Genomic DNA, 23,774 nt, shown 5'->3' on the forward strand with positions numbered 1-23,774 from the left:
TGTTAACTCCGTGGGAGGTTATAGCTTGTAGGTCAGCATCAGTCGAGCGGCCATTGATGATGACTTTATGTGTCCGAAGTCGCGGTAGTGGGTCGACCTCATGTAGTGGGTAAACGACAGCGTGAGATAGAGCTTGCGCCATAGCTTGAGATCGCATCGGGCCTCGGTGACGATGAACGATGCAACAGAGTGGTCGCCCTGGGCGTCGAGCACCTTGTAGCTGATGTTGTCGAGGTCGGAGTATTGGTGGTAGCCTTTCCACGTGAACAATCGGTAATAGGCGTGGGAGAGTGAAGCCGAGAACTTGTCGCGGTTGAACACCATGTTGGCTCCTCCCTTTATGGAGAATCCGCTTGCAAGATTGTAGTTGCGCTCGTCGACCTGGTAATAATCCGATAACACCGAGCCAAGTATTACGGCATTGGAGTGCAGATAGGCGTCCAATACCCATCGGTTGCGCTCGATGTCGCGAAACATTATTCCGCACCCGAGGCTTGCCGGAATACCAAGTTTGTAGGGGCACTTTGCCGAAACTTCCGATATCGTGTCGGAGTCGTAGTAGTCGAAGTGCTGGTACAGTCCTATGCTCATGTGGCTGCGCTCTTTCTCGAGCAGTTCGCGGGCTATTAGTCGTCCGGTTATGTCGAGCTGTCCGAGCAGCGGCTGCGAGTTTACGATGTTAATGTCGGCGCGCACGCGAAAATAGTCGTAGGGACGTGAGCTTTTCACTTCAAAGCGGTCGCCGTATTCAAGGTTGAACTGCATCGAGAATCCGAGGCTTGAATCGTAGACCTCGTTCTCAAATTCCAGTCCGCGTATACCTGCCGAAAATTCCATTGCCACGCTCGGTGTTCCAAACTGGCGTCCTGTGGTGGAGCGTTTGCGCCATGCGTCACCGTTGATTATGCGTGTGAGTCCGCGCATGGGCGATATCAGGAATGCCGCAACCTCACGGCGCACTCGCTCGCCGCCTGTCGTGCGGTCGTCAAGCACGGCATCGGATGCGCGGTAGCACACTTCGCCTATGGCCATGCCGCCTATGGGGGTTGCTATTATGTCGTTGGTCGACGGATATTCGCATTCCATAAACATTTCCCACATCGCGCTTCCACCGATGGCGAATAGTCCCGATTGCCAGTAGTTATAACCGTTGGAGCGTGCGGCATTGTAGAAGAGGTTGCCGTTATATGGGTGCAGAAACATGTTGGTGCCCAGCTTGTCGTTGTCCCATTTGAATCCGTGCTTGAAATTCTCCTTGACGGAGTGGAGGGATATGCGTGCAAAGTCGCCGTTCTGGACATAACGGTCAAATGCCCAAAGTCCGATGTTGAATCCGACTACGGTGCCTGCGGCGCGCCAGAAATGCTTCTTGCCGTAGTAGGCGAGGTCGACGCTGTCGGGATCGACTTGCGGTGCTACCTGCAATTTTATAGGCATTTGAGCCCATGCTCCCACATGGGGCATGAACAGGATAAGACTTGCAATCAGTATTTTAAGCACACGCGCCATACACTTTTTAGTTGAAACGTAAACGGTGATTCAATTGATTCATCGCATCATTATAACAAATAAAGGGTGTAAAGTTCCTTTCAAAATGGCGGAAAAGTTAATGAGTAATTGAGCAAATTGAAAAGATTATTTAAATATTTTTGAACAAAATGCCAATAGAATTTGTGATATTGGAAATATTTGTTTTACTTTGCATAAAATTTATAACATTTTGATTTTTATATTATGTCACTTATCATTCCTCAAAAGTACAAGCAGAAGTTGCTTCCTGAAACCACCGAGATTGCAATCAAGACAATAAAGGAAGGGTTTCAAACCGAACTTGCGGCGGCTTTAAACCTGCGTCGCGTAACAGCCCCGTTGTTTGTGTTGGCCGGAACCGGTCTTAATGACGACCTTAACGGTGTGGAAAAGGCCGTGTCGTTCAATATCGAGGCGATGGACAACAAGCGCGCCGAGGTTGTGCATTCGCTTGCAAAGTGGAAGAGAGCCAAGCTTGGAGCCTATGACATTGCTCCCGGTTACGGATTATATACCGATATGAACGCAATACGCACATTTGAGGAGCTTGACAACCTGCATTCACTTTATGTTGACCAGTGGGACTGGGAGAAGACTATTACCGCAGCCGACCGCAATCTCGACTATCTGAAGGCCACGGTAGCGAAAATTTACAATGTAGTGCGTGAGATAGAGCGCAGAATTTACAAGCAATTTCCTCACATAACGCCAGTGCTGCCCGAGAAGGTGACATTCATTCACTCCGAGGAGCTGTTGAAGGAGTACCCTGATCTGTCCCCTCGTGAACGAGAGGCCAAGGCCGCAAAGAAGTATGGCGCCATATTCATTATAGGTATAGGAAATCCGCTCAGCAACGGTGAGCCTCATGACGGCCGCGCCCCTGACTATGATGATTGGATAACCGAGAACGAGGACGGATATTCAGGTCTTAACGGTGACCTTATTTTCTGGAACACCGTGCTCGATGCTCCATTTGAGCTTTCATCGATGGGCATCAGGGTCAACCCGGAGTCGCTTATGCGTCAGCTTGAGCAGCGTGGATGCACCGAGCGTGCGTCGCTAAACTTTCACAAGGCGTTGCTTGCCGGCGAGTTGCCATTGTCGATAGGCGGCGGTATCGGACAGAGCCGTCTGTGCATGTTCCTGTTGCAGAAGGCCCACATCGGCGAGGTTCAGGCTTCGATTTGGCCCGAAGATCAGATTGCCAAATGCAAGGCTGCCGGAATTGATCTGCTGTAAACGGAGTATTTGTTAGTTATAGAAAATGTAATCGCCCCCGGTGACAGTTGCTGTCATCGGGGGTGATTGTTGTGTTACTGACCGGCTCTTAGAGTGACGGTGTGTGACTTCAATCCGGACGATGTAGCTTTCACTTTTATTGTGCCTTTGTTGTGCGATGACTTGGCTACGGCAATGGCGCGGCCTTTCCACGCTTTACGCTTGGGCGACTTGTAGCTTGACGCATCCTTCAAGTCGGCGCTTCCGGTGGCTATGAGTGACCCGTTGCCTGTCACGCTCACCTCGATCAGGTTGTCGGCAATGGGAACTACGTTGCCGTCCTTGTCGACGACTTCAATAACAATGTAGGCGAGATCCTGATTGTCGGCCGACAGGTTGGTGCGGTCGGGTGTGAGGCGTATTGCGGCGGGCTCTCCGGCTGTGGCGAGAGTCACCTCTTCAACCTCGTTGCCGTTGGCATCGATGCCTGTTGCGCGCAGCTTGCCGGGAGTGTAGGGGATGGGGAATACGGCTTTGAAGCCGGTGTCGCGTGACACATTGCGCTCGCCTATGAGCTTGTCGTCGAGATAAAGTCGCACGCGGGGATAGTGTGACACGATTTCCACATCAATCTGCTTGCCTTCATGTCCGGGCCAGTTCCATGACTCCCATGTGGGATAGGCGCTCCACTGCGTTTCCTTGATTTCGCCATAGTAGCCGTCGGGCTCGCGCACGGCCATGTAGAGCTTCTTGTCGGGATTGTAGAGCATTTCGCGGTAGTGCGATATGGGTTTGCGCCATCCGGTGAGGTCAATGTCGCCGCAATAGGCTCCGTGCCACGGCCATTGGTTGCGGTGATAGTGTTCGCCTTCGCTTTCGCCCTTGTAGTAGAATCGGCCTATGCCCGACTCTCCGAGGTAGTCTATGGCGGTCCACACGAAGTCGCCTATGATGTAGGGGTTGTCGTTGACTTTGCACCAATTGGCGAAAGCGTCACGCGGATAGCTTTCGGTTTGCCACATAACGCGCTCGGGAACGCGCTGATGGTCGCTTTCAGCTTTGTGAATCATGTAATTGTAGCCTACTATGTCATGTTCGGCGGCAAGCGGGTCGTAGATTTCCCAGTCGGAATCCCATGCGGCGAGAGCCGATGTGACGGGGCGGGTGGGATCGAGTTTGCGACACAGCGAAGCAAGCTTATGAGCGGTGGTGACGACCTCGATGCGCTTGCGCTCGATGACCTCGTTGCCTATGCTCCAGCAGAATATAGAGGGATGGTTGCGGTCGCGCAGCACCATCGATTCAATGTCCTTGTCCCACCATTGGTCTATGTCGCGCGAATAGTCGTAGGGTGTCTTGCTGTCGCGCCATCCGTCAAATGATTCGTCAATCACGATAAGTCCCTGTCGGTCGCACTCGTCAAGGAATGCCGGCGACGGCGGGTTGTGGCTTGTGCGCACGGCATTGAATCCTGCCTGCTTCATAAGCGACACCTTGCGGGCTTCGGCGGCATCGTAGCTGTTTGCTCCGAGCACTCCGTTGTCATGATGGGCGCATCCGCCGTTGAGCACTATAGGCTTGCCGTTGAGGGTTAAGCCTTTATCGGCCGAATATTCAAATGTACGTACTCCGAAGTGTTCGTCAACCGAGTCAATCACATTGCCGTCGGCGGCAAGTGACACCGTGAGGTTGTAGAGCGCAGGGGTGTCGGGCGACCATAGCGCCGGATTGTCGATTGTAAGCTCCATTGTGCATGGCGTTACTTGACGGACCGATGCGGTTACGGGTTTTCCCGTGCGGGTTGCCACGACCTTGCCTTCGGAGTCGGTTATGGTGATTGAAGGAGTGATTGTGCGGGCTTTGTCGGATGCGTTGTCGATGTCAAATGTGACATTGGCATTGGCCGAAGCTGCCGATACCTTTGGAGTGGTGACATACAGGCTCCAGGGCTTTATGTTGACTTCGGGGGTGGTGAGCAGCCACACGTGACGGTAGATTCCCGAGCCTGAGAACCAGCGGCAGTTTTTCTGGCGGGAGTTGTCGACATCGACCTCGATGAGATTGTCGCCGGGGTGAAGTTGCGGCGTTATTTCATATATCACCGATGAGTAACCGTAGGGACGTCGGCCCACGCTGTCGCCGTTGACCGTCACCTTGGCATCCATGTAGGCGCCTTCAAGATAGAGGTAGTGACGCTTGCCGGCATCAGCTGCCGGAATGTTGAGGTTTTTGCGATATAGGCCGCGGCCTGTGATAACGTAACCGCCATCGTTGCCCGAGGGGTAATCGGCTTTGAAGTCGCGTGTGATGCTCCAATCGTGAGGCAGGTCGACATTGGTCCACGCATCGGCGTTGCCGGCGGTTGAGTCGGGTGACAGCAGTTTGAACTGCCAATTGTCGTCGATTAGCTGACGACGAGGAGTTGCGCCGTTGACAGCCGTTGTCATAAACAGTGCTACAATAAAAATTGAAAGTGATTTAAACATAACGATTGGTTTTGGGTATTGGATTTTTGTAAAGAGTTACATCTTTTTGCAAAGATACGAATAAGTCGAGTGCAATGCCAAAATTATTTGGGCATTGCCGAGCGTGAGTATCTAAGATGTAATCAAAGATACGAAAAATTGGCGCTTCGCGACATTATGGGGTGAAATTCGGGATTTCGGAGTATTATATTTGACAAAAAAACAAGATTATGGAAAATACAACGAAAACACAAGGCCGCAGAGGTAAGGGATTAAAGTTTGATCAGGAGTGGAAGGATGCAGTCGATCGCCTGCCAAAGCACTATCGCGACGAGATATGCGCTGCAATAGAGGCCTATCAGCGTGATTTGACGGTAATTGAGGTTTCGGAGGGAGTGCCACGCGCAATATTTATGCTTATTATGCCCACAATTCGCCGCCGTTATCGCGCACGTGAATTGCGCCGCCTCGCCCGTGAACGCAAGACAGCTTCGTCGCGCAGCACAAAATCCGCTAAGTCGGCATCTGTCGCCTCTGCAGCTGCGCAGTCAACATTGCAGCCTGTTGATTCCGCATGCACCCAACACCCGACTCCGGCACCGCAAACGTAGGGACGCGATACATCGCGTCCGCAAATAAACATTGCCATTGTTGATACGGACGCAAATATTGTCCTTTTTCGATGCGGACGCAAAATATTACCCTTTTTCGATGCGGACGCGATATATCGCGTCCCTACCGGCGGGGATTTTGACGAAATTGTTGCCGGTCCATCCAATCAAAATATTGTCATTGTAAGCTGCAATGCCTTTCAGCACTGAGTTTACCGGGTATCGGGCGACAATGTTGCCGTCCCAATCGACTTTGTAAATTGTCGATTTTGCATCATGGGCTTGGTGTTGGCGAGAGGTATGTCCCCAATATAGGGCATAGATGTAATCATCGGTCGTGGTAATGTCAACGAAGTGTAATGGATTCATATCCTCGAAGTCGGCCTCATCAAGTGTAGCGGGGTCGAATGTGGGCTTGGCGACTTCGACGCTTGTGAGTACGGAACCATCCAATCGAAATATCTCGATTACCGGATGCAGCCGGTAGGCAAAAGCCAGGCGGCGATGCTTGCGCGAGTAGGCCATCTCCCCTGTATTTGGCATCCATGTCTGCAATTCGGGTGATATGTTGATTTGCCGTATTGTGTCGATTTTTGAAGAGGTCAGGTCGGCGGCCATTGCAAACTGGCGACCACCGTTGGGCTCCCGCCCCATGAATACATATTGGTCGGAATCTGACATAAAGATGTCCTTAACGTATCGCGACAGAGGAAACGGCACGGTGCTGTTGCCATCCATAAGATAATGTTTTGTCCTGACAAGCGAGGTGTCATTCTCAATAGAATAAATCTCGCCGTCGTCCTGGCTGATAACGCGGATTGTACCGTTGTCGGCGATGACGGGATAGGGCATAAATGACACATAGTAGCCGTCGTCACGTTTGCCGACATCAGGACTTGTCTTGAGCTGATTACTTCCAAAGTCAATAAAGGCGCGACGAAGGAATCGTTGACCGTATCCATCGTTACTTTCATAAGCAAACAGCAATGTGTCACCTGATATTTTCATCTCTGTTACATGCCTTATTGCAGGTAATGAATCTCCGGTTATGTCAAGATTGGTTTCGGTTGTTGTTGACTGTGCGTCGGCGCATCCGGGCATGAGTGCCAAGAGTGCTATTATCTTTAGTGTCTTCACCTTATTTCTATGGGTTTGTATGGGATGGGGGTGTCTTCGACTTCTGTGACATCGCGGGTTTTACCGTCTTTGCCTACAATGTATACGCGTCCTTTGCCTCCGCCTATTGCTGACAGTTGAGTGGTAATCGGCGATTTGAAAAAGCGGGCTATTGTCTTGTCGGCTTCTTCGGCTGTGCAGCGTTTTTCGCTTTCGTACTCGTAGATGAAGATAGGCTCATGGGTGCGCTCAAAGCTCTCGGCAGTCCACATGAATTGGCCTTCGTCGTCCTGCAATTGAAGGATGAGTCCCGGCAGACCACCAAATTTGTATGGCCCGTAAGGCAACGGCAATTCGGTGCTGAACCATGCCGAATAGTGCCGTCCGGCGAAATCGCATTGTGCCAACCGACATTCGTAGCCGAGGATGTTGCGTGTAGTGTCGGGAACGAAACTCCAGTCGATTGCGGGCACGATGTCGGTGTAATGCAGGACTCCGATTCCCAATGGGAGCCGGTATTTCATGTCGGCCGACTTATCCTTGGGCGAAAGGAGAATCTCGTAAGGCCACGGGGAGCCGTTGGGATTGCGATAAGCATCGGCTCCTTGGTGCATATCGGCGGTCATGAGCGAGTCGTAGTGACAAATTATGTCGCTGAAATCCTTGATATAGCGGCGACCTATGAGCAGTGTGCGTACATCGTCGAATCGGTTCTCCACCCCCGGATGACAGGTGTAGTTAAGCGAATAGGTCACTTTGTAACGGGCGGTGTCAACCGCCGTGGCGCGGTCTTGGCTCATTGAGTATAATCCTACTTGTCCATTGACGGTGAAGGCGGTCAAAATGGAGATTGCGATGATAAAAAGATGTTTCATGACTTACGTTATTTAGAGTATTCTGAATCGAATTTTGAGCAACACGCTGCGCGGGCGGATGTTATAGAGGGCCTTTGACTCGGTAAGAGCCGACAGATCGGAGTAGATGTATGACTTGCGGTTGAGCAGATTGTCGCATGAAAGCGTGAAGCTGAAACGCCTGAAAGAGTATCCGGCCTCGGCATTGAGCAGAAAAAACGACTTGTCGCCATCGTTGAAATTGTTGTAGTAGTGATAGAGCGAGGTCGTAAGCGTCACACCGCCGGGGATTGTGAAGTCGAGCGATCCACGGTTGGTGACGGTTCGGAGCCACGGGAAGCGCTCGAGTCCCTTCTGTCGTGTCGCCGACTGAGAGTAGTTGCCTTGATATGACATGGCGAGCCATCGGAATGGGGTGAGGCTTATGTCGGCCTCGATTGCAAGGCTGTTGCCGGTGTAGCGCAGAATTTCTTCTTGAACGAGCAGCGGATTGTCGTAACGGGAATATGAAACCGAAGCTCCTATTTTAAGCCGGCGCCAATCAAATCCTTGGCTCGCGTGAACTTTAGCCGATAACATATTGCCGATTTCGGATGTGCGGCGGCTGATGGTGCGTTGCACTATGCCGTCATAACAGGAGCCGTAAAGCACATCGGGTGACTGACGGCTGTAGGATAGATCCACTCCTGCAAAACTCATCGACAGAATGTTGCGATAGTTGTAGGCCAATGAGCAGTATTGGGCGTAGCCTTCGTAAAGTCCTGCCACATCGTAGGCCGACAGTTGGCGGTAGGATGTCAATATGTAGCCTGAGTAAAGCGTTTCAATCGATGGCGTCATGTAGGACAATGAGGCTTTCGCGTTCAGGGTGTGGCTGTTGTTGATTCGATAGGTGAAGTTGAATGACGGCTCCATGCGGAATCGCTTATTGTCGGTTATGTTGCCGTCGAGGCGGTTATGCAGGCGGAATAAACGGTATTTTACGGGCATATACAGCGAAGCGTGGATTTTGCGGATGCTGAATACTGCTTCGGCACCGATGCCGGTATCGAGATTATCGAGCGAAAGGTCGTTGCACATGGCATCGAGTCGGCTTCTAAGTGAGTTGTGATGGTAGTTCAGGATTACCGAGGGGTGAAGGGTGAAATTGCCTATCTTGAATGATGACAGCAGCCCTGCGCTGTTTTCGGTGGACAGGTTGCGGAAATCGACACTTTGATGAAGCATATCGCCGACAACAATATTGGAGAACAGGTTAGGGGAAACTGACAGCGAGTGAGGGCGTTTCTCCAGATTGACCAGTGAAGCAATCTCAAAACCTCGGTTTGCAGAGTTGCGACGGGTCAGGTGGAGTTTATTTAGAAGCCGATAGGTGTCGGTTTTTCCTGCCTGGGTTATGTCATCGCTTTCGGCAAGAATGCGGCTATCGGCACGGGTTGTACTCCAGTCAAATTTCAACTGTTCCTTGAGGTAGTTTTCATCGCCGTTGTTCATGTAGGTGAGATCGCCGTAGGCTTTCTGCATACGCGCTTTTCCATCCATCAGCTCGTCGACACGGTTAAGGTCGCCGTCGGGCAGATAGTTGGTGGTGGCCGAATAGTTTCGGCGGGTGTCGCGGTCGTTAAGGTAGGCGGCGTTGATGCCGAACTCGCCCGACTTGCCTACGCGATACACATTGTTGAATGTGGCGTTGTGGGAACGGTTGAAGTAGTAGAAACGCTTGTCGATGCCCGGAGCCGACGGCATGGTGATTGACGAGATGTTGCGTGTGCGCGACCGGTCGTTGTCAAATGAATAGAGCTCTTGCGAGAGGTCTTCGCCGGTATTGTTGCCCTTGTAAGTGGCGAGAAACTGGCTGTTGCGACGGAAGTAGGTAGCTATCGCCGAGTTGTTCCACAGCCCTTCGCCGCCATAGCCGCCACCGAGGGTTGCGATGAGGTTGAACACCCCCTTCACTCCCTCCTTGAGCCGCAGGTTGATTGAAGCCTGCTCCTCGGGCCGCAGTCCTTTAAGAGCCTTGATGTCCTGATGGTTCTCAAGCACCTGCACGGTGGCGATGTTGTTGGGGTCGATATTGTTGGTCGCTATCCCGTAATGACCTTTCATGAGATCAAGACCCTCGATATAGAGATTCTTTATGGGCTTTCCCTGATAGGATACCTGACCGGACTCCGACACGCTTATTCCCGGCATCTTTTTCAATACATCGGCGATAGACTGATCGGACTGCGAGAGAAAGGAGTCAACGTTGTAGTTGATTGTGTCGCCTTGCGAGTAGATTTTCTTGGCCTTGACAACAACCTCCTTCAGCTCAACGGTGCGCTCCGTCACGATGATGTCGTAAGACCCGGAGCGATTGGGAATCTTGATGGTTGTCGGTGAAATTTCCATGCCCGATGCCTTTAGAATGAGGCTGTCACAGTCGCTGTCGATGCTTAAGCTGAAACTGCCGTCATCGGCCGTAAACGTAGAGCCGATGATGGTTGGCGGGGAGTCGGCGGGAGAGGCGATGACGCTTACAAAATCCATGTAGTCGCCTTCGCTCAGCCTCACAAATCCGTTGATTACGCTTTGGGCAGATGTCGTGAGGTGAAAAAGGAATAATACACTTAATGTGCTGATTATATGCTTCGTATGTTGTGACATGACCATCGGTTTAGGTGTAAGATAGGCTGCTCGCTGTTGTGACAGCAAGATTGAAAGGAGTTTTATTTCGGACGATTATACTGCTTTCCTGACAGGGATGACTATTTTGACCTGAACAGGTTCTCCCTCTTTATTGAGGGTGGGGCTAAATATGATTTTGGATAAGGATTCCTCCAACTCTATCTTGACTTCGGAGGGGATTTCCCCGGAATAATCAGTGCCGATAACTTTCCCGTCTTTGTCTATTGTGATTTCGATATTTGTCTTCAGCGGAGAGTCGTTTTTGTCTAAAAACTTGAAGGAGTATTCAATCACTTTGTGTAGATCCTGTTGGTCGGTCAATGGCGAGGGTAGTTGAATCGGGCTTGTGGCAGGGGCATCATTGATTTCGTCTTCTGCCTCGTCAGCGATGGCTGCAACGGGCTGAGGCTCTGAAATCTCCGATGCCTCGGGCATCTTGAAATTCGTTATCGAGGATAATACATTGGCGGAAACCGGATGGGTCAATAGGGCGGCAGCGATGACAAATGACGGAATCATGAGGGCTGCAAGCAGTTTCCTCGCGGAGGAGGTTTTGCCCTCGCTCATTATAAGAATGCGGCGGCGGAAATTTCGGGTTCCGTTGGTCAAGCTGTTGGTCAGCGGCATTATTCTGCGGCCTAACGCTTTTGAAATGAGTAAATGTTGGTATTCGGAAATGTCCATGCCGCTGCTTATAACATAGTGATCGGCTTCGTACTCGTGGTTCAGTTTGATGAGGTTTTTGTAGAGCCACATAAATGGATTGTACCAAAGCAGGATGCAACCTGATTCAGCTATGAGAATGTCAATCCAGTGGCTGGCATCGACATGGCCGCATTCATGCTTGATGACCGGGTCGTTGCGGTCGCCCTCTGACAGGAATATTGATTTTCCAAAGCTGAAAGGAGCTATCAGATCGTTGTCGTGGATATACAATGCATGGTTGTCATGCGACTCTTTGCGACAGTGTCGTTTAAGCCGATTTAACTGCAATAGGGAGTAGAGAGTCTTTAATGTCAGCACCAACACGCCGCAATAGTAGATTCCCAACAGTGCCATGATGACAGGGATGCCGGAGTCGGGAGTTTGCGGTGTGACGGTGACCGCATTTTTGATGACGATGTCGCCGGTTAAAACGGCGGCGGTGTCGGCGAGATGTCGGATAGGCGTGACATTAAGTGTCATAATCAACGGCAGAGCAAATGCCGCCAACAGCCCGAATCCAAGAAGCAGGCGGTTGAACCGGAAGCTATTGTTGCGACTGACCGTGAGGTAAAGTACCGGATATATGAGCACCAGCACTGCCGACACTGCCATCGAATAGGAAAACAGGGCGTTCATGACTTTCCGTTTCTTTGCTCGACTTCGTCAAGCAGCTTCCTTAAATCCTCCACGGGGATATTGCCGTCTTCGACAAACGATGATACCACGCGCAGGTAGGAATTCTTAAAATAACGGCCTACGATTGAGTAGAGGGAGTTCTTTCCCATGTCCTCTTCGGCCACTGTGGCAAAATATTTGTAGGACTTTCCCTGTTGCTCATGTCGGACATACCCCTTATCCTCAAGGGAGCGGACAATGGTTGAGATGGTGTTGAAATGAGGCTTGGGATCATCGTAGATTTCAACAATCTCTCTTACAAACAGCGGACCTCGTTCCCAGAACAGGCCAAGGATTTCTTCTTCTTTTGCGGTAAGTTTTTCCATATTGCAAAAAGTTTGATATTGCAAATATAACCTACAGCTTATAGTTATAACGATAATTCGTAGTTAATAATTGTTAAGACGCTGATAATTATTGAATTTGTTGTTGAATATGGAATTGATGGAAGAAGTAGGGACGCGATACATCGCGTCCGCAAATAAACATTACCATTTTTGATACGGGCGCAAATATTGTCCTTTTTCGATGCGGACGCGATGTATCGCGTCCCTACCGGCGGGATTTGCGCCACCGGTGGTGGCTATTTGTTGGGATTGAAGGGCTGGATTGTGCAGGTTATTTTGCAGTCGTTGAATGTGTCGGTCAGGGTCATTTCGAGTTGCTTTACAGGTAGCGATTTGGATGCTATGCTCGTGCCCCAGTCATACCCAAAGTAGGATTCAAACAGCCTAAGACATTCCCAATCGCCGCCTATGGTGTAGCTGAATGCTTCCAGCTCCTCTTCGCGTTTTGAATGGAGGGCCATGTCAAGCGTAAATATGTTGGTAGAGCTTTGGGTGATGTCAAAATGTCCGTTTGCCACATATTCCATTTGATGGGTCAGGTTGTTGTGACGCATGATTTTTACCTGCTTGGTGTTCTCCTCATCTCTGATGAATCGGATTTCACCTCCTTTGGTCAAATAGGAGTTGGCGTTTTCACCGGTGATTTCATCAATCCTGAAGGAGAGATAGAAATCCTCTACGGTAAACCGCAGCGTGACCGAGCTGTGGGCATTCACATCGGTAATTGTCAACGAGGATTCGCCCACGCTTGCAGGAAACACTTTCAGCTGATGGTTCTCCAAGTCAATGGTGACTTTACCCAATACATCGGGATTGCTTGCCTCAAGTTCATAAACACCGCCGCCGTCATAAAAATCGATGCTTGCGGTTGTGCCAAACAGGATGGTATAGTCTTGATGCGTAAAGCGTATAGGGAATACTTCAGGCTCCTTGTCGTCGTCATTGCATGCGATTGTGAGCAGGCTCATTATGAAGAGCAAGGTGATTGTGAAAATGTTAAGTGACTTCATTTTGTTGATTTCCGAGCTTTAAATTTGTAGAGGGTATTATATTGATCGGGATATATCACGGGATCCTGTTGTGCCCATTCCACCCATAACTCATTGGCGGTTAGTTTTTCAATAAGCCAGTAACCATCCACCGCATTGCCCGTCATGTAGATGACCGTAAAGTTTCCCGTGGTGAATGTCCACTGATAGTATCTCGTGTTTTCCTTTATTGAAGCGTCGGTAAATGATCCGTTGGCGACCCATCCCTTGCCTGTGCGGTCAAACTTGTAAATCTGCGTTTCGTTGTCGTAGCTTTGCTCATCACCGATGCTTGGGCGGGAATATGACAGCAGCCACTCCACATCGGTGAGCATTAAGACAGTCGATTGCTGATCGTCGTCGAGATAGCCCGAGCGATTGTCACACGATGCTAATAGCGTGATGGCGATGACCAAGAGAGATGTGATTGCTGATTTCATTTAGGGATTGCCTCCAATAAGATTTTATGTAGCGGGTTGATGACGATTGACCCATCGGCAAAGTTATACAATTTTTGCAATATTGAATCATGTACCGGCATAAATTGTTGGCCAAAAGAGGATACAAAGTGATTGAGGTTGTTGCTGACTTGGTCGGCAGGATTGTGGCAATCGGCCGTTATTCCAACAGGAACTCGGTCATCAACCACACGGGAGCTTGCTCGTCGGTGAATTGGATTTGTTTGTACAGCCGATAGGTTCCGGGCTTGTTCCTGTTAAGCTTGGGATTTAGCGCGGCCTTAATTGTGTATTTGCCGGCGGGTCAATCGTCATCAGCGCGATATTATATATTGTCGTGATTTACAAATATAAGCATCTTTTCAATGCCACGACATCAGACATGAAATTTTCTATATGTTAGACTTCATTTTGGAAATTCGGCAATAGCTTATCAGAGCCATAAGGCCTATTAGAATAGCGGCAACAGCACACACTATGATATAAATTTGATTCTCAATACTGCCGGAGCTATAATATATATCCATGCCTTCCTGACGAGTTATTCCGTTTTTTAGCTGCTCTTTCCAGTAATCCAATGAGTAGCCTTTCAGTGCAGCCTCCCTGGCTCTTAATTGCTTCTCGTTGTCAGGGTCAAAAATATGATTATAGCCGATGTTGGTAAATTGTTCCTCAGGTGCTTTATAATGGATAAAGCCGGTGAACATGTCCTTATATTTTAAAGCACGCACATGATTCCAAGGCATGACAAAATGGTCAAATTCATCCTCCCCGAAAGGAGAGCCGTCAAAGTCAAATGCACAATCCGAATCTTTGACCTGCTTGAAAGCGGCATCCCATTTACCGTGTAAGGTAGGGAGCATGGTTTCTTTTCCAAATAGCAGGTCAATTAGGCTGACACTTCCTGTGTTAATCATCACATTGGCCACTTTGCCGGGGAAGGCCTGTGAAACATAATAGCCGCAGTTTTCGGGGGTGAGATAGGCATGCCTGTAATTCATTATGATTAAGGATTTTCTCAGACTGTCGTTCTTTAGCGTTGAAACAATATTTTCAGCCATAATACTATCTCTGCTATCAAGCTCGGACCTGTCAATCCAATTACGGTCGGCAAAGAGTAAATTTACTTTTGTGGATTTCCCGTGATTGAGATAGTACAATCTTTTGAGAAAGTTGAACCAGTTGGTATTAGGCCATAGCAAGTGAACTGATTGGTTGACAGTCATAAAAGATGCCAGACTGCTGTCCACTTCTTCTTCGTTTTTAAATTCCCTATCAAGAAATGCTTTGTATGCTTCACGCGAATCAACACAGCCAATTTCAGTAAACACATTCCCGACACTATCCACGAAGCGATTGTCACTCACAATACTATAAATCATATCATATTGTGTCATTTCCGGATGGGCTCTTTCACAGAGAATGACATGATCGTATTTATCAAACAAGCTGAAAATATAATCGTTAATATCAGATTTATTCTCGTGTAAAAAGTCGACATATTTCCCAACCGAATGACCTGAAGGACGAGGCACTGCGCACATCGGTCGTTCCTTAAGCAATAGATTGTCATTGGTCGCCAGTGTGTTAATGGCTCTGACCGCAGTTGCTGAAATGATCAGCACAATGAATGTATATGCAATATTCTTAAAAACACGCTTTTCATCCGATGAATATGACTGCGCCATCTTTTCAACCTTAATTCTGAATATTTTCTTTCGGAATATAGCGAAAATACTACAAATGAGAAGTGTTGCTAAAAATCGGATTGGTGACAAATGGTTCCATCCGAACAGCAGAAGTATTACAGCCGGCAAACTGGAAGTTAATTCTCTCAATATAAGGCGGAGTGCGAATAAATTCTTATTGCCGAAGTCTATAATTCCGGCATTGAAGAAATATTGTCCCAAAGTTCGGCGACATATTATGTAACTTACTATATAATATAATACCCATGTAGCCAAAAAGTCGTTTAAAGGAGGCATATAGTAAAAATAGGCCAATAGTCCTGCAACTATTTGAAACAGGAAGAAGGAGAATACTGCGTCTAACAGAATAATCAACAACTTAGAGGATATGTTAAGCTTCATTTATGCATGTCTGATTGGTTGATAATGCAAAATTAGCTATTATTTTTCAATGCATGTTTATTTATAACCTCATGTCGGTGGTAGCTCCGTTCTCCGGCAGTACACTTTTAGACATTATAGACTTTTGGGGCATTATAGAATGTGTAGAGTCTTGATTATTACTAACTTTGTTGAGAATCAAAAAATTAATTCGTGTTTATGAAACTTTCGGGGCTAAATATGCACCTAACGAGGCAAAGCAAACAAAACAAAAGAAGTATGACAGACCCACCAACTAACGAAAGGGATTTTGCCTCGCTCATAAAGCAGCACTCCCGAATCATCAACAAAGTCAGCTATTTTTATGCTAACGACAAATTGCCGTTTGATGACCTCCGGCAAGAAATCTATGTCAACATCTGGCTGGGATTAAAACAGTTTCGAGGTGACAGTAAGATGTCAACATGGATTTACAGGGTAGCGGTAAACTCGGCACTCATGGCCTTGCGCTCGTCAAAGCCCAAAATCGAAACCGTGTCGCTTAATTTCGGACTTCTTGACATTTCATCAGAAGCCGATGATGTGCAAAGAGAAAATCTTCAAGCGCTTCAATCGTTGATTAACCGACTTGAAGACATTGAGAAAGCAATCATGCTCCTTTGGCTTGACGAGCATTCGTATGATGAAATTGCCGACATCATCGGCCTTAAACGCAACACAGTTGCCGTTAAAATCCACCGAATTAAAGATAAACTCTCAAAACAGATGTAATATGGAACTCGACGAACTCAAAAAAAGTATGTCTACGCTTGAGCAGGTGCTCGCAAAGACCAACTCTGACATCAAAATAAATGTATCAGCTTCTCAAACGGCTAAAACCAAGATACTCAAAAAAATCCGTCAAGGATTCGTGTCATGTATCGTCATCGCTGTTGTTTTCGCTGCAATGGCACTTGGCAACATAGAACCTCAATCATTTCCCAACTATCTCAAAATCTGCATGGCTGTTTGTCTTGCTGTGGGTGCGGTATGGTATATTTTCGTGTACTCCCAATTAAACCGTATCGATATTGCAGCTCTCCCTCCGGCCAAACTATTTTCCCGGACAGCGAGCATAAAATTGATGATGATCTCAGGAGAGGTGTTTTTCATTGTTTGCCTCGCGGTATTTTTCACGCTCCTTTTCCAATCTTTTTGGAGTTATAACCAAACAGCTTTTTGGGCAACGGTTGCTACTATACTGTTTGCTATCGTTTACGGCATAGTCCATACATGGCCACAGTACATAAAGCTGTTCCGTGACCTCAATTCCATAAAGGAATAAACATTTTGTCGTCAGTACACTCTCTGAGTACACGCTATAAAAGAATAAGAGCTGACAATCACGTGATTGTCAGCTCTTATCTGTACCCAACTGTGCCGTATTAGGATCAATCTTGGCTGATTTAGACAGGTTATGGGAAATGCGTCATTAGATATCTGAGCCAGGGAAACACATATAATCATTTTACGATAAATAAAATATCAGCGAGAGTTGAATACTTTCTTTTCTTGAATTCAAACTGTACTTTTTTTAGAGAAGCTGAAGAGAAGCTCTCGATATATTGTTTAATCTTAGGCTCGATTAAAGAAAATGCCCTCTTCATTTTCCAAGCTTGCGTAAAATCATTGGAGTCTGCAAGAACAAGGTATAATCGATTTTCAGCGCCAAAGCGCATTTCGCCTTGATTCTCATACAGCCACCTTATTAGCTCAATAGGATTTCTTTGAGATTCTTCGATTATTTGGCCTCGAACGACCTCTAATTCTCTGATTATATCGCTTCGGCCAACTTCCATTAGTTTTTCTGTTAACGTATATATTTGTTGTGGTTCCGAGGCTTTTGTATCACATGAGATTCCAAGATTCTTGCATTTCTTTTTCAACCATGATTTTTCAGATGTTCCTAAAATATTCTTAAGCTTCTGTTCCATAAATTGATTAGGGAAGAAAGTAACTTTTAAATCAATCGGATATTCATCAATGAAAAAATCTACACTCTTTATCTCTCCAACGGCGGATATCACTCTTGGATTTTGTTTAAACAATGATTCAATGATAAAAGAAGTCCAATTATTATACCAGCTGTTTTGTACGTAATTCCATGCATTTGCGCCAATTTCGGATTGTCTGCTCTGCAATTCTGAAAACTTACTGATTATTTTAACATATCGACTGATAAAATATTTATCAAGTGAGTTGTTTTGGTCGCCACCCCAAGAATAATATTGAACTTTGTATAAATCCTCTTTGAGCTGTCGAATATCCACTCCCATTTCATTATACCATTCATGATTCATACATTGTAAAAATCTGTCAAGTATAACAGAAGCATCGACTCGATTTATCAAGATATCAAACAATTCCCGATTTTGATCTGATACTTTGGTGGAATTTAATGTGATATTATTTTCTGCTAAAAATTCTTTTAATTGTCTGCCGCGACAAATTGCTCGGACTTTTAGCCATAGAAGTCCTTCTATATTATTGTTAAAGACATCCAGTTTTTGTTCTCTGAATGCAATATCCCATTTTTCAAATCCATTCATATATAACATTTATTATGGTTCACATACCAATAAAATTTCATTACTGCCTGCAACACTTCCTTTACCTCCTCTTCCTGTTTGGTAAAGTTTTCTGTCTATCGATACTTTCCTATAAGGTCTAATCAAATCAACAAGAGTTTGTATGTCTGGGTAACTTCTATCGTTGTAGCTAATTAACCAATATGGAATATCTTTGGAAAGAGAAAATAATTTTTTAAAGCTTCCAATTATTTCTTTTTTAGTTTCAAAACCGCTTTCTTTTTTAGGACTATATCTTTTTGTGCCATTAATAAACTCCTTATCTTTCCAATAATTTGTATATGTTTCCAATAGATGATAAAATCCTTGATAATCTGCATGGCTATTGCAATATGGAGGATCAAAGTATGCTAAATCTATATTCGACAAGGTCGGCAGAAATTTAATGATATCTTCATTGCATGAAATGCACTCGCATCCATTGTCAAACACAGCGTTGTTATATTCCGATATTAATTCTGAAAATATATCTTTAATTGGTCTTATAAGGCTGCGATTTCGTTTTATTCTATCGGGGTTGGCAGCATAGACTAAAGCTTGGGTATGAGCAAAATGCCCCATTGTCACTTTGCGAGTTAAAGCTCTATTCATAATGGTAAAAGCCAACGCTTTTTTATATTTATTCTTAAGTCTATCGATATTACTTCTAAAGGCATCTAAAAATTTAGTTTCTTCACGTACGAAAAATATATTAGTAAAAAGCTGTTCCATCAGATTGTATTCTTTTGGATCAGAATTATCAGAAAAAAGGATTGAAATATCCTCGGGCATGAGTATTTCGTTTTTATTTTCAATCAGAGCCTTGCCAATTTCGCTATTGAATTTTAAAAAATCGTTGGTAATAACTTTTTTACCCAATTGTTTACAAAGAAAGGATATTGATTGCGAACCGCTAAAAGCATCTAATACAACCTGAGCACACTCTGGTATATGCCGAGTAATCCATTCTCCATGAATATATTTAGCCCCTAGGTACTGAGGTTTGGGGAATTTAATGTCCATGAAATCATATTCCCCAAATAAAGAAGGCTGTATTAACTGATTTGTTAGCATAAAGCAAAGTTAGAAACAATATTTGAATTATACAAACATATAACTGTTTCCAACAATAGGATGCTTGACCTTATCTATAGGCTGGACAATGAGTTGCAAGTACGAATGTCAATTAATCCCCCTTAAACCTAATCTGTCTTAGTCCGAGTAGTGTGGCAAAAGAGCATAAAAAAGGGAGCAGATTGTTCTGCTCCCTTTTTTGCGTACCCGGACCCGGGATATATGGTAGAAAACGGATAGAATATGTTAGAACTCATTCTAATGAACATCAACGTGTTAAGCGCAATTCCATTTCTATCCATTTAGTGTTGTTTTCTATTATTTTTGCCAAATAGTACACTTTTAGTACACCTCGGTTGTTATAGAACTGTTAACGACTCTTTAATGCAAATTTACAATTTATTTCTGAATTGGTAACTTTGTATCAAAGAAATAATTACTCTATGGCAAATCTCAAGACAAAGAACAAACAGAACCCCAAGCTCCAACAATCGAAGCTTAGCGATGGGCGCGCGAGCCTCTATCTTGAATTTTACCTCGGACGTACTGAAACTCCCGTACTTGACGAGGACGGCAATCCGGTGTACTACACATCGGGAGCTATGGCTGGTAAGCCAAAATATAAAATCAAGCACGACCGACGAAAAGAAAACCTCAACCTCTACATCTGGATAGCTCCGCGCACACAGCAGGAACGCCTCCAAAACAAGAACACACTTGCCCTCGCAGAAAAGATTCGCTTTGAGCGAGAGCAGCAGCTTCTTGAAGACCGTGAGGGTTATCGCTTGAAGAAAGAGCGAATAGCCAACTTTCACTCTTTCTTTGAGGAATATATCGAAAACTATACAAAGGCAGACAAGCGAATGATTAAGTTGGCGCATCGCCGTTTCCGTGCTTTCCTTCAAGAAACGCCCGGATATGCTATGTACGACAAAATCATCCGTCCTCAGCAATTGACAAAAGAAATGATGATTGCCTTTGTGGAATATCTGCAAGCCCACGGCAAAGGCGAGGGGCCACAATCCATATACCAACGCTTCAAAAAGGTGCTGAATTATGCGGTTGAGAAAGACATACTGCCCAAAAGTCCATGTGACGGAATAACAATCCGGATTGATGAAAAGACGCTGAAAAAAGAAGTGCTGTCGCTTGATGAAATCAAACGACTTATGGCAACCCATTACGCCAACGAGAATCCTGTGATTCAGCGGGCATTTCTTTTTAGCCTCTTTTGTGGCTTGCGTTGGTGCGATGTGAGTACGATAACTTTCCGAAATATTGACTATGCCAACAAGTTGCTTATTTTCGAGCAGAACAAGACCAAAGGTCATAGCTCGGCAAGTGGGGTCATTATTCCTCTTAACGATGATATTCTTTCATTGGTAGGAGAACCAATATCCGCAGAGGAACGCGATAACATCATCTTCCCACTGCCATCTCACACCGCTTGCCTCAAAGCGGTCAAACGATGGGTAAAACGTGCTGGCATTGATAAACATATTACTTGGCATTGCGCCCGTCATAGTTTCGGAGTGAATCTGCTAAACGGTGGGGCAAACATCAAAACGGTGTCAACATTACTCGGTCACAGCAGCCTAAGGCACACGGAGAAATACACCCGAGCTAATGACGGATTGATGGTTCAGGCAATAAATAGTCTTGGTGCGGTTAATTACTCTACCGCCGAATGATTTTTTTCTTTTCATCGCACAAAATCACAGTGTTAAGCGTTATGGATTTTGTAAGTCGCGAAGAAATGGATAACTTTGCGATATAATTCGACGTCATAAATGTTTTTGTTTCATTACTTGACGTGGATTTAGTGGTGGACGCTGGGAGGGATACCCGGCGTCTTTTACTTTACCTGCCACTTGAATCCAACCCACATTTGCATTTTCCGAAAATTTTGAGTAACTTATATAGAGAAACGGCACGGCAATTAGTCAAGTACAGCCAGATATTAGTCATTGAAATTCACAAGTAGCTGAATACTTGCACAATCCGTCTGCCATTTCTACCTTTGCCGTGCCAACATCGGAAAACCGCTGAAAGAAAAACACATCAGTCATAATCCGGAATAAATCGGACAATGCCGGACAGTACGAACCATTGCGGTTTTTCTTTTGTTGAAAGTAACGGCATATTGCAGTCGATGTGTCGGACGCACTGATTAAAACCGCTGTGATGGTACAGACGGCATCAGTTGCTCCCCTCTGCCATGCCTGCCCCTTGTGAAAGGGCGAATCTCACTGAAAAAACATCTGTATCAAGACCTCGCTGTGACAAGTGCCAACACACCCACGGCAAGTGTCAGCTCCTCTATTGCCCTTGCTGAACGGTGATATTGAGGGAGAAACAAACCATATTTCAGTGATTTTCGCCATTTTGCGTATAACAATGACGGTGAACCGTCGCTAATTTTGCAAGTGCCGAGCGGCTTATTCCCTCCGGGTGTAGTCAAGGCTGCGCGGCATTGATTAACATTTTTGACAACACCCCCCGCATCAGTATGATGAACACCCATCAGTTAATGACCAAATGTGTATGCCTAATGCGCTAAACACCCCCATCACCACTAATCCATCCAAAGTAATGAACATGCAGGAACTTATGACTATGCCCTTCATACAGGCTCTTAGCCTCATTGTGAAGGGTGCGGTTGAGGAATACCTCACCGAGAACGGACTGCTCGCGGCAATCGCCAACGCAGCCCGCAAGGACAGGCAGAATGAATGCGAATCGCTCGACACCAAAGGGGCGTTGGAATTTCTCAACGCCAACGGCTACCCCATATCCAAAGGGCAGCTCTACAAGGAAACGAGCAACGGAACTATCCCATTCCAGAAATTCGGATCCAAACTGCATTTCCGCAAATCCGAACTGCAACAGTGGGCGGAAAACCGACTGATTGACGGCAACGCAATCGGGGTTCTCACTCCGGCTGAAACATCAACGAGGAAAGGAGGTCGCCGATGAAAAAGGAAACCACCGAAAAGAAAAAGAGCGTCGGCAACAACTTTCCGGTTGATGTGCTGCCCGACAAACTCCGCAAGATAATCAACGAGGCTCATGCCACTCTTGGCTTTCCGAAAGATTACCTCGCAGGGGCTATGCTCACGGCAATGGCATCGGCAGTCGGAAACACCCACGCGGTGGAACACATGGACGGATGGAAAGAGTATGTTATTCTTTTCGTTGCCCTTGTCGGCTCGCCCGGCTCAAACAAGAGCCACCCTCTGAGCTTCGCAATGCAGCCTCTGATTGACTTCGACGCGGAGCAGGCGGCACTCCATACCGAGGCGTTGAAACGCTACAATGCGGCTATGGAACTACCACTGAAAGAAAGGGCAGCCAACGGTTATGACCTCAATCCGGCAGAGCCAATCCGAAAGCGGTTCACCATGCAGGACGTGACACCCGAAGCCGTCCACCGCATTCTCTCGGAGAATCCTCGCGGCCTGTGCCTCGTTTCCGATGAGCTTGCCGGATGGTTCAAGAATTTCAACCGATACAACAACGGTTCGGAATCGGAGTTCTGGATGTCGGTGTTCAACCACAAGGTAGCCATGTCCGACCGCAAGAGCAGTCAGAGCGGCGTGTTCATCAAGAACCCTTTTCTCTGCGTCATCGGTACTATCCAACCGAAAGTGCTTGGCGAACTTGCCGGAAACAACCGCAACGCCAACGGCTTCATGGAGCGCATACTCTACGTTATGCCGTCCGACCAGAAAAAGGTGAAATGGAACCGCGACCGCAAGGCTCCCTCTTTCGACATCGCCGCCGAATGGAGGTCTATCCTCGGCAGACTGATTGACATCGCCCCTAAGACTACGGAGCATGGCGAGATTGAGCCAGAGATTGTGCCTTTCATGCCGGAAGCACTCGACTGTCTTTTCTCCTGGCAGAACGAGGTCACAGAGAGGTGCAACACTGACGGTAGTGACACGCTGACTTCCATCGCAAGCAAATTGGAGATCTACGCCGTCCGCTTTTGTCTTTTGTTGGCTCTCGCTGATTGGGCGTGCAGCGGCAAAAAGAAAAAGGTCGTCGAGGTTGCCACCGTTGAGAGAGCAATCCGGCTGACGGAATATTTCCGGGTGACAGCAGCCGGGGTGCAGGGTATCGTCAGCGAGGATTCTCTGACCGAGATTCAGGCCGCGGTGTTGTCCGATTTGCCGGACACGTTCACCACCGCCGAGGGCGTGGCGATCGCCGCCAAAAACGGAATGAAGGAACGCACCTTCAAGAAATTTTTGAGCGACCGCCGAGGTGTATTCTTTACCCGTGACAATCACGGGATCTATTCCAAAATCTGATAAGTACCCCTATGCACTTCTTGCACTTTTGCATT

General features: G+C 46.8%; 19 protein-coding genes. 7 read left to right on the forward strand and 12 right to left on the reverse strand.

All coding sequences use genetic code 11. The features are described 5' to 3' along the window. Positions 1 to 18: 18 nt before the first annotated feature. A complete protein-coding gene (locus tag E5354_RS05445; RefSeq protein ID WP_354668929.1) occupies positions 19 to 1,437 on the reverse strand; it encodes a DUF3943 domain-containing protein in 1,419 nt (472 codons plus the stop codon). Between the two features lie 297 nt (positions 1,438 to 1,734). On the opposite strand from E5354_RS05445, the gene asnA reads away from it, so the two are divergent. Then, positions 1,735 to 2,769, forward strand: coding sequence for an aspartate--ammonia ligase (asnA, locus tag E5354_RS05450; protein ID WP_135946707.1), 1,035 nt, complete (start codon positions 1,735 to 1,737; stop codon positions 2,767 to 2,769). Between the two features lie 74 nt (positions 2,770 to 2,843). Here asnA and E5354_RS05455 read toward each other — a convergent pair whose 3' ends face one another. Continuing rightward, positions 2,844 to 5,234 (reverse strand): glycoside hydrolase family 2 TIM barrel-domain containing protein, encoded by a 2,391-nt coding sequence (locus E5354_RS05455; RefSeq protein ID WP_123395567.1) that lies wholly within the window; start codon positions 5,232 to 5,234, stop codon positions 2,844 to 2,846. Between the two features lie 209 nt (positions 5,235 to 5,443). On the opposite strand from E5354_RS05455, the gene E5354_RS05460 reads away from it, so the two are divergent. After that, complete coding sequence (locus E5354_RS05460) at positions 5,444 to 5,824, forward strand: DUF6291 domain-containing protein (RefSeq protein ID WP_123395568.1); 381 nt, start codon at positions 5,444 to 5,446, stop codon at positions 5,822 to 5,824. 87 nt (positions 5,825 to 5,911) lie between these two features. On the opposite strand, the gene E5354_RS05465 is transcribed toward E5354_RS05460, so the two are convergent. From E5354_RS05465 to E5354_RS05500, 8 genes are all read right to left on the reverse strand, one after another. Further along, positions 5,912 to 6,961 (reverse strand): BF3164 family lipoprotein, encoded by a 1,050-nt coding sequence (locus E5354_RS05465; RefSeq protein WP_135946708.1) that lies wholly within the window; start codon positions 6,959 to 6,961, stop codon positions 5,912 to 5,914. Then, positions 6,958 to 7,815, reverse strand: coding sequence for a GLPGLI family protein (locus E5354_RS05470; protein ID WP_135946709.1), 858 nt, complete (start codon positions 7,813 to 7,815; stop codon positions 6,958 to 6,960). The genes E5354_RS05465 and E5354_RS05470 overlap by 4 nt, the downstream gene beginning before the upstream one ends. 12 nt (positions 7,816 to 7,827) lie before the next feature. After that, entirely contained in the window at positions 7,828 to 10,440 is a 2,613-nt protein-coding gene (locus E5354_RS05475) for a TonB-dependent receptor (RefSeq protein WP_246863749.1), read from the reverse strand. Between the two features lie 75 nt (positions 10,441 to 10,515). Then, the gene (locus E5354_RS05480; RefSeq protein ID WP_123395571.1) at positions 10,516 to 11,802 is read right to left on the reverse strand and encodes a M56 family metallopeptidase; all 1,287 of its coding nucleotides are present in this window, start codon (positions 11,800 to 11,802) and stop codon (positions 10,516 to 10,518) included. Beyond that, on the reverse strand, positions 11,799 to 12,167 hold the full coding sequence (locus E5354_RS05485) for a BlaI/MecI/CopY family transcriptional regulator (RefSeq protein WP_123395572.1): 369 nt from the start codon (positions 12,165 to 12,167) through the stop codon (positions 11,799 to 11,801). Before E5354_RS05485 ends, E5354_RS05480 begins: the two co-directional genes overlap by 4 nt. A 257-nt stretch (positions 12,168 to 12,424) precedes the next feature. Continuing rightward, positions 12,425 to 13,198: a hypothetical protein gene (locus tag E5354_RS05490; RefSeq protein ID WP_135946710.1), complete on the reverse strand. Its 774-nt coding sequence runs from the start codon at positions 13,196 to 13,198 to the stop codon at positions 12,425 to 12,427. Further along, positions 13,195 to 13,656 carry a hypothetical protein gene (locus E5354_RS05495; protein ID WP_135946711.1) on the reverse strand — a complete coding sequence of 154 codons (462 nt, stop codon included), beginning with the start codon at positions 13,654 to 13,656 and terminating at the stop codon, positions 13,195 to 13,197. The genes E5354_RS05490 and E5354_RS05495 overlap by 4 nt, the downstream gene beginning before the upstream one ends. Positions 13,657 to 14,066: 410 nt before the next feature. Further along, positions 14,067 to 15,764, reverse strand: a complete 1,698-nt coding sequence (locus E5354_RS05500; protein WP_123395575.1) for a hypothetical protein — start codon at positions 15,762 to 15,764, stop codon at positions 14,067 to 14,069. A 258-nt stretch (positions 15,765 to 16,022) separates the two neighbouring features. Between E5354_RS05500 and E5354_RS05505 the strand changes: the two genes are divergently transcribed. Together E5354_RS05505 and E5354_RS05510 are read left to right on the forward strand one after the other, a co-directional pair. Next, positions 16,023 to 16,514 carry an RNA polymerase sigma factor gene (locus E5354_RS05505; protein ID WP_168353833.1) on the forward strand — a complete coding sequence of 164 codons (492 nt, stop codon included), beginning with the start codon at positions 16,023 to 16,025 and terminating at the stop codon, positions 16,512 to 16,514. Between the two features lies 1 nt (position 16,515). Beyond that, complete coding sequence (locus E5354_RS05510; RefSeq protein ID WP_135946713.1) at positions 16,516 to 17,067, forward strand: hypothetical protein; 552 nt, start codon at positions 16,516 to 16,518, stop codon at positions 17,065 to 17,067. Positions 17,068 to 17,245: 178 nt separating this feature from the next. Here the strand turns inward: E5354_RS05510 and E5354_RS05515 are convergent, their stop codons facing one another. Beyond that, positions 17,246 to 18,331 (reverse strand): hypothetical protein, encoded by a 1,086-nt coding sequence (locus E5354_RS05515; protein WP_135946714.1) that lies wholly within the window; start codon positions 18,329 to 18,331, stop codon positions 17,246 to 17,248. A 12-nt stretch (positions 18,332 to 18,343) separates the two neighbouring features. Continuing rightward, the gene (locus E5354_RS05520; RefSeq protein WP_135946715.1) at positions 18,344 to 19,423 is read right to left on the reverse strand and encodes a DNA adenine methylase; all 1,080 of its coding nucleotides are present in this window, start codon (positions 19,421 to 19,423) and stop codon (positions 18,344 to 18,346) included. 443 nt (positions 19,424 to 19,866) lie between these two features. Between E5354_RS05520 and E5354_RS05525 the strand changes: the two genes are divergently transcribed. The 3 genes from E5354_RS05525 to E5354_RS05535 all read left to right on the forward strand — a co-directional run bounded on the left by E5354_RS05525 (position 19,867) and on the right by E5354_RS05535 (position 23,739). After that, entirely contained in the window at positions 19,867 to 21,114 is a 1,248-nt protein-coding gene (locus E5354_RS05525; protein ID WP_135946716.1) for a tyrosine-type recombinase/integrase, read from the forward strand. An 853-nt stretch (positions 21,115 to 21,967) separates the two neighbouring features. Continuing rightward, positions 21,968 to 22,399 (forward strand): helix-turn-helix domain-containing protein, encoded by a 432-nt coding sequence (locus E5354_RS05530; RefSeq protein WP_135946717.1) that lies wholly within the window; start codon positions 21,968 to 21,970, stop codon positions 22,397 to 22,399. Then, positions 22,396 to 23,739, forward strand: coding sequence for a YfjI family protein (locus E5354_RS05535; protein ID WP_135946718.1), 1,344 nt, complete (start codon positions 22,396 to 22,398; stop codon positions 23,737 to 23,739). Before E5354_RS05530 ends, E5354_RS05535 begins: the two co-directional genes overlap by 4 nt. The last annotated feature ends 35 nt before the right edge of the window (positions 23,740 to 23,774 follow it).

Origin of the sequence: Muribaculum sp. NM65_B17 (assembly GCF_004793735.1) — a bacterium.
GTDB classification, from domain to species: domain Bacteria; phylum Bacteroidota; class Bacteroidia; order Bacteroidales; family Muribaculaceae; genus Muribaculum; species Muribaculum gordoncarteri.

What these genes read in the sequence shown, in the direction of transcription:
- E5354_RS05445 (WP_354668929.1), bottom strand. Translation starts at nt 1,437, where the DNA reads ATGCCTATAAAATTGCAGGTAGCACCGCAAGTCGATCCCGACAGCGTC.
- asnA (WP_135946707.1), top strand. Translation starts at nt 1,735, where the DNA reads ATGTCACTTATCATTCCTCAAAAGTACAAGCAGAAGTTGCTTCCTGAA.
- E5354_RS05455 (WP_123395567.1), bottom strand. Translation starts at nt 5,234, where the DNA reads ATGTTTAAATCACTTTCAATTTTTATTGTAGCACTGTTTATGACAACG.
- E5354_RS05460 (WP_123395568.1), top strand. Translation starts at nt 5,444, where the DNA reads ATGGAAAATACAACGAAAACACAAGGCCGCAGAGGTAAGGGATTAAAG.
- E5354_RS05470 (WP_135946709.1), bottom strand. Translation starts at nt 7,815, where the DNA reads ATGAAACATCTTTTTATCATCGCAATCTCCATTTTGACCGCCTTCACC.
- E5354_RS05475 (WP_246863749.1), bottom strand. Translation starts at nt 10,440, where the DNA reads ATGTCACAACATACGAAGCATATAATCAGCACATTAAGTGTATTATTC.
- E5354_RS05480 (WP_123395571.1), bottom strand. Translation starts at nt 11,802, where the DNA reads ATGAACGCCCTGTTTTCCTATTCGATGGCAGTGTCGGCAGTGCTGGTG.
- E5354_RS05485 (WP_123395572.1), bottom strand. Translation starts at nt 12,167, where the DNA reads ATGGAAAAACTTACCGCAAAAGAAGAAGAAATCCTTGGCCTGTTCTGG.
- E5354_RS05490 (WP_135946710.1), bottom strand. Translation starts at nt 13,198, where the DNA reads ATGAAGTCACTTAACATTTTCACAATCACCTTGCTCTTCATAATGAGC.
- E5354_RS05495 (WP_135946711.1), bottom strand. Translation starts at nt 13,656, where the DNA reads ATGAAATCAGCAATCACATCTCTCTTGGTCATCGCCATCACGCTATTA.
- E5354_RS05500 (WP_123395575.1), bottom strand. Translation starts at nt 15,764, where the DNA reads ATGAAGCTTAACATATCCTCTAAGTTGTTGATTATTCTGTTAGACGCA.
- E5354_RS05505 (WP_168353833.1), top strand. Translation starts at nt 16,023, where the DNA reads ATGACAGACCCACCAACTAACGAAAGGGATTTTGCCTCGCTCATAAAG.
- E5354_RS05510 (WP_135946713.1), top strand. Translation starts at nt 16,516, where the DNA reads ATGGAACTCGACGAACTCAAAAAAAGTATGTCTACGCTTGAGCAGGTG.
- E5354_RS05515 (WP_135946714.1), bottom strand. Translation starts at nt 18,331, where the DNA reads ATGAATGGATTTGAAAAATGGGATATTGCATTCAGAGAACAAAAACTG.
- E5354_RS05520 (WP_135946715.1), bottom strand. Translation starts at nt 19,423, where the DNA reads ATGCTAACAAATCAGTTAATACAGCCTTCTTTATTTGGGGAATATGAT.
- E5354_RS05525 (WP_135946716.1), top strand. Translation starts at nt 19,867, where the DNA reads ATGGCAAATCTCAAGACAAAGAACAAACAGAACCCCAAGCTCCAACAA.
- E5354_RS05530 (WP_135946717.1), top strand. Translation starts at nt 21,968, where the DNA reads ATGCCTAATGCGCTAAACACCCCCATCACCACTAATCCATCCAAAGTA.
- E5354_RS05535 (WP_135946718.1), top strand. Translation starts at nt 22,396, where the DNA reads ATGAAAAAGGAAACCACCGAAAAGAAAAAGAGCGTCGGCAACAACTTT.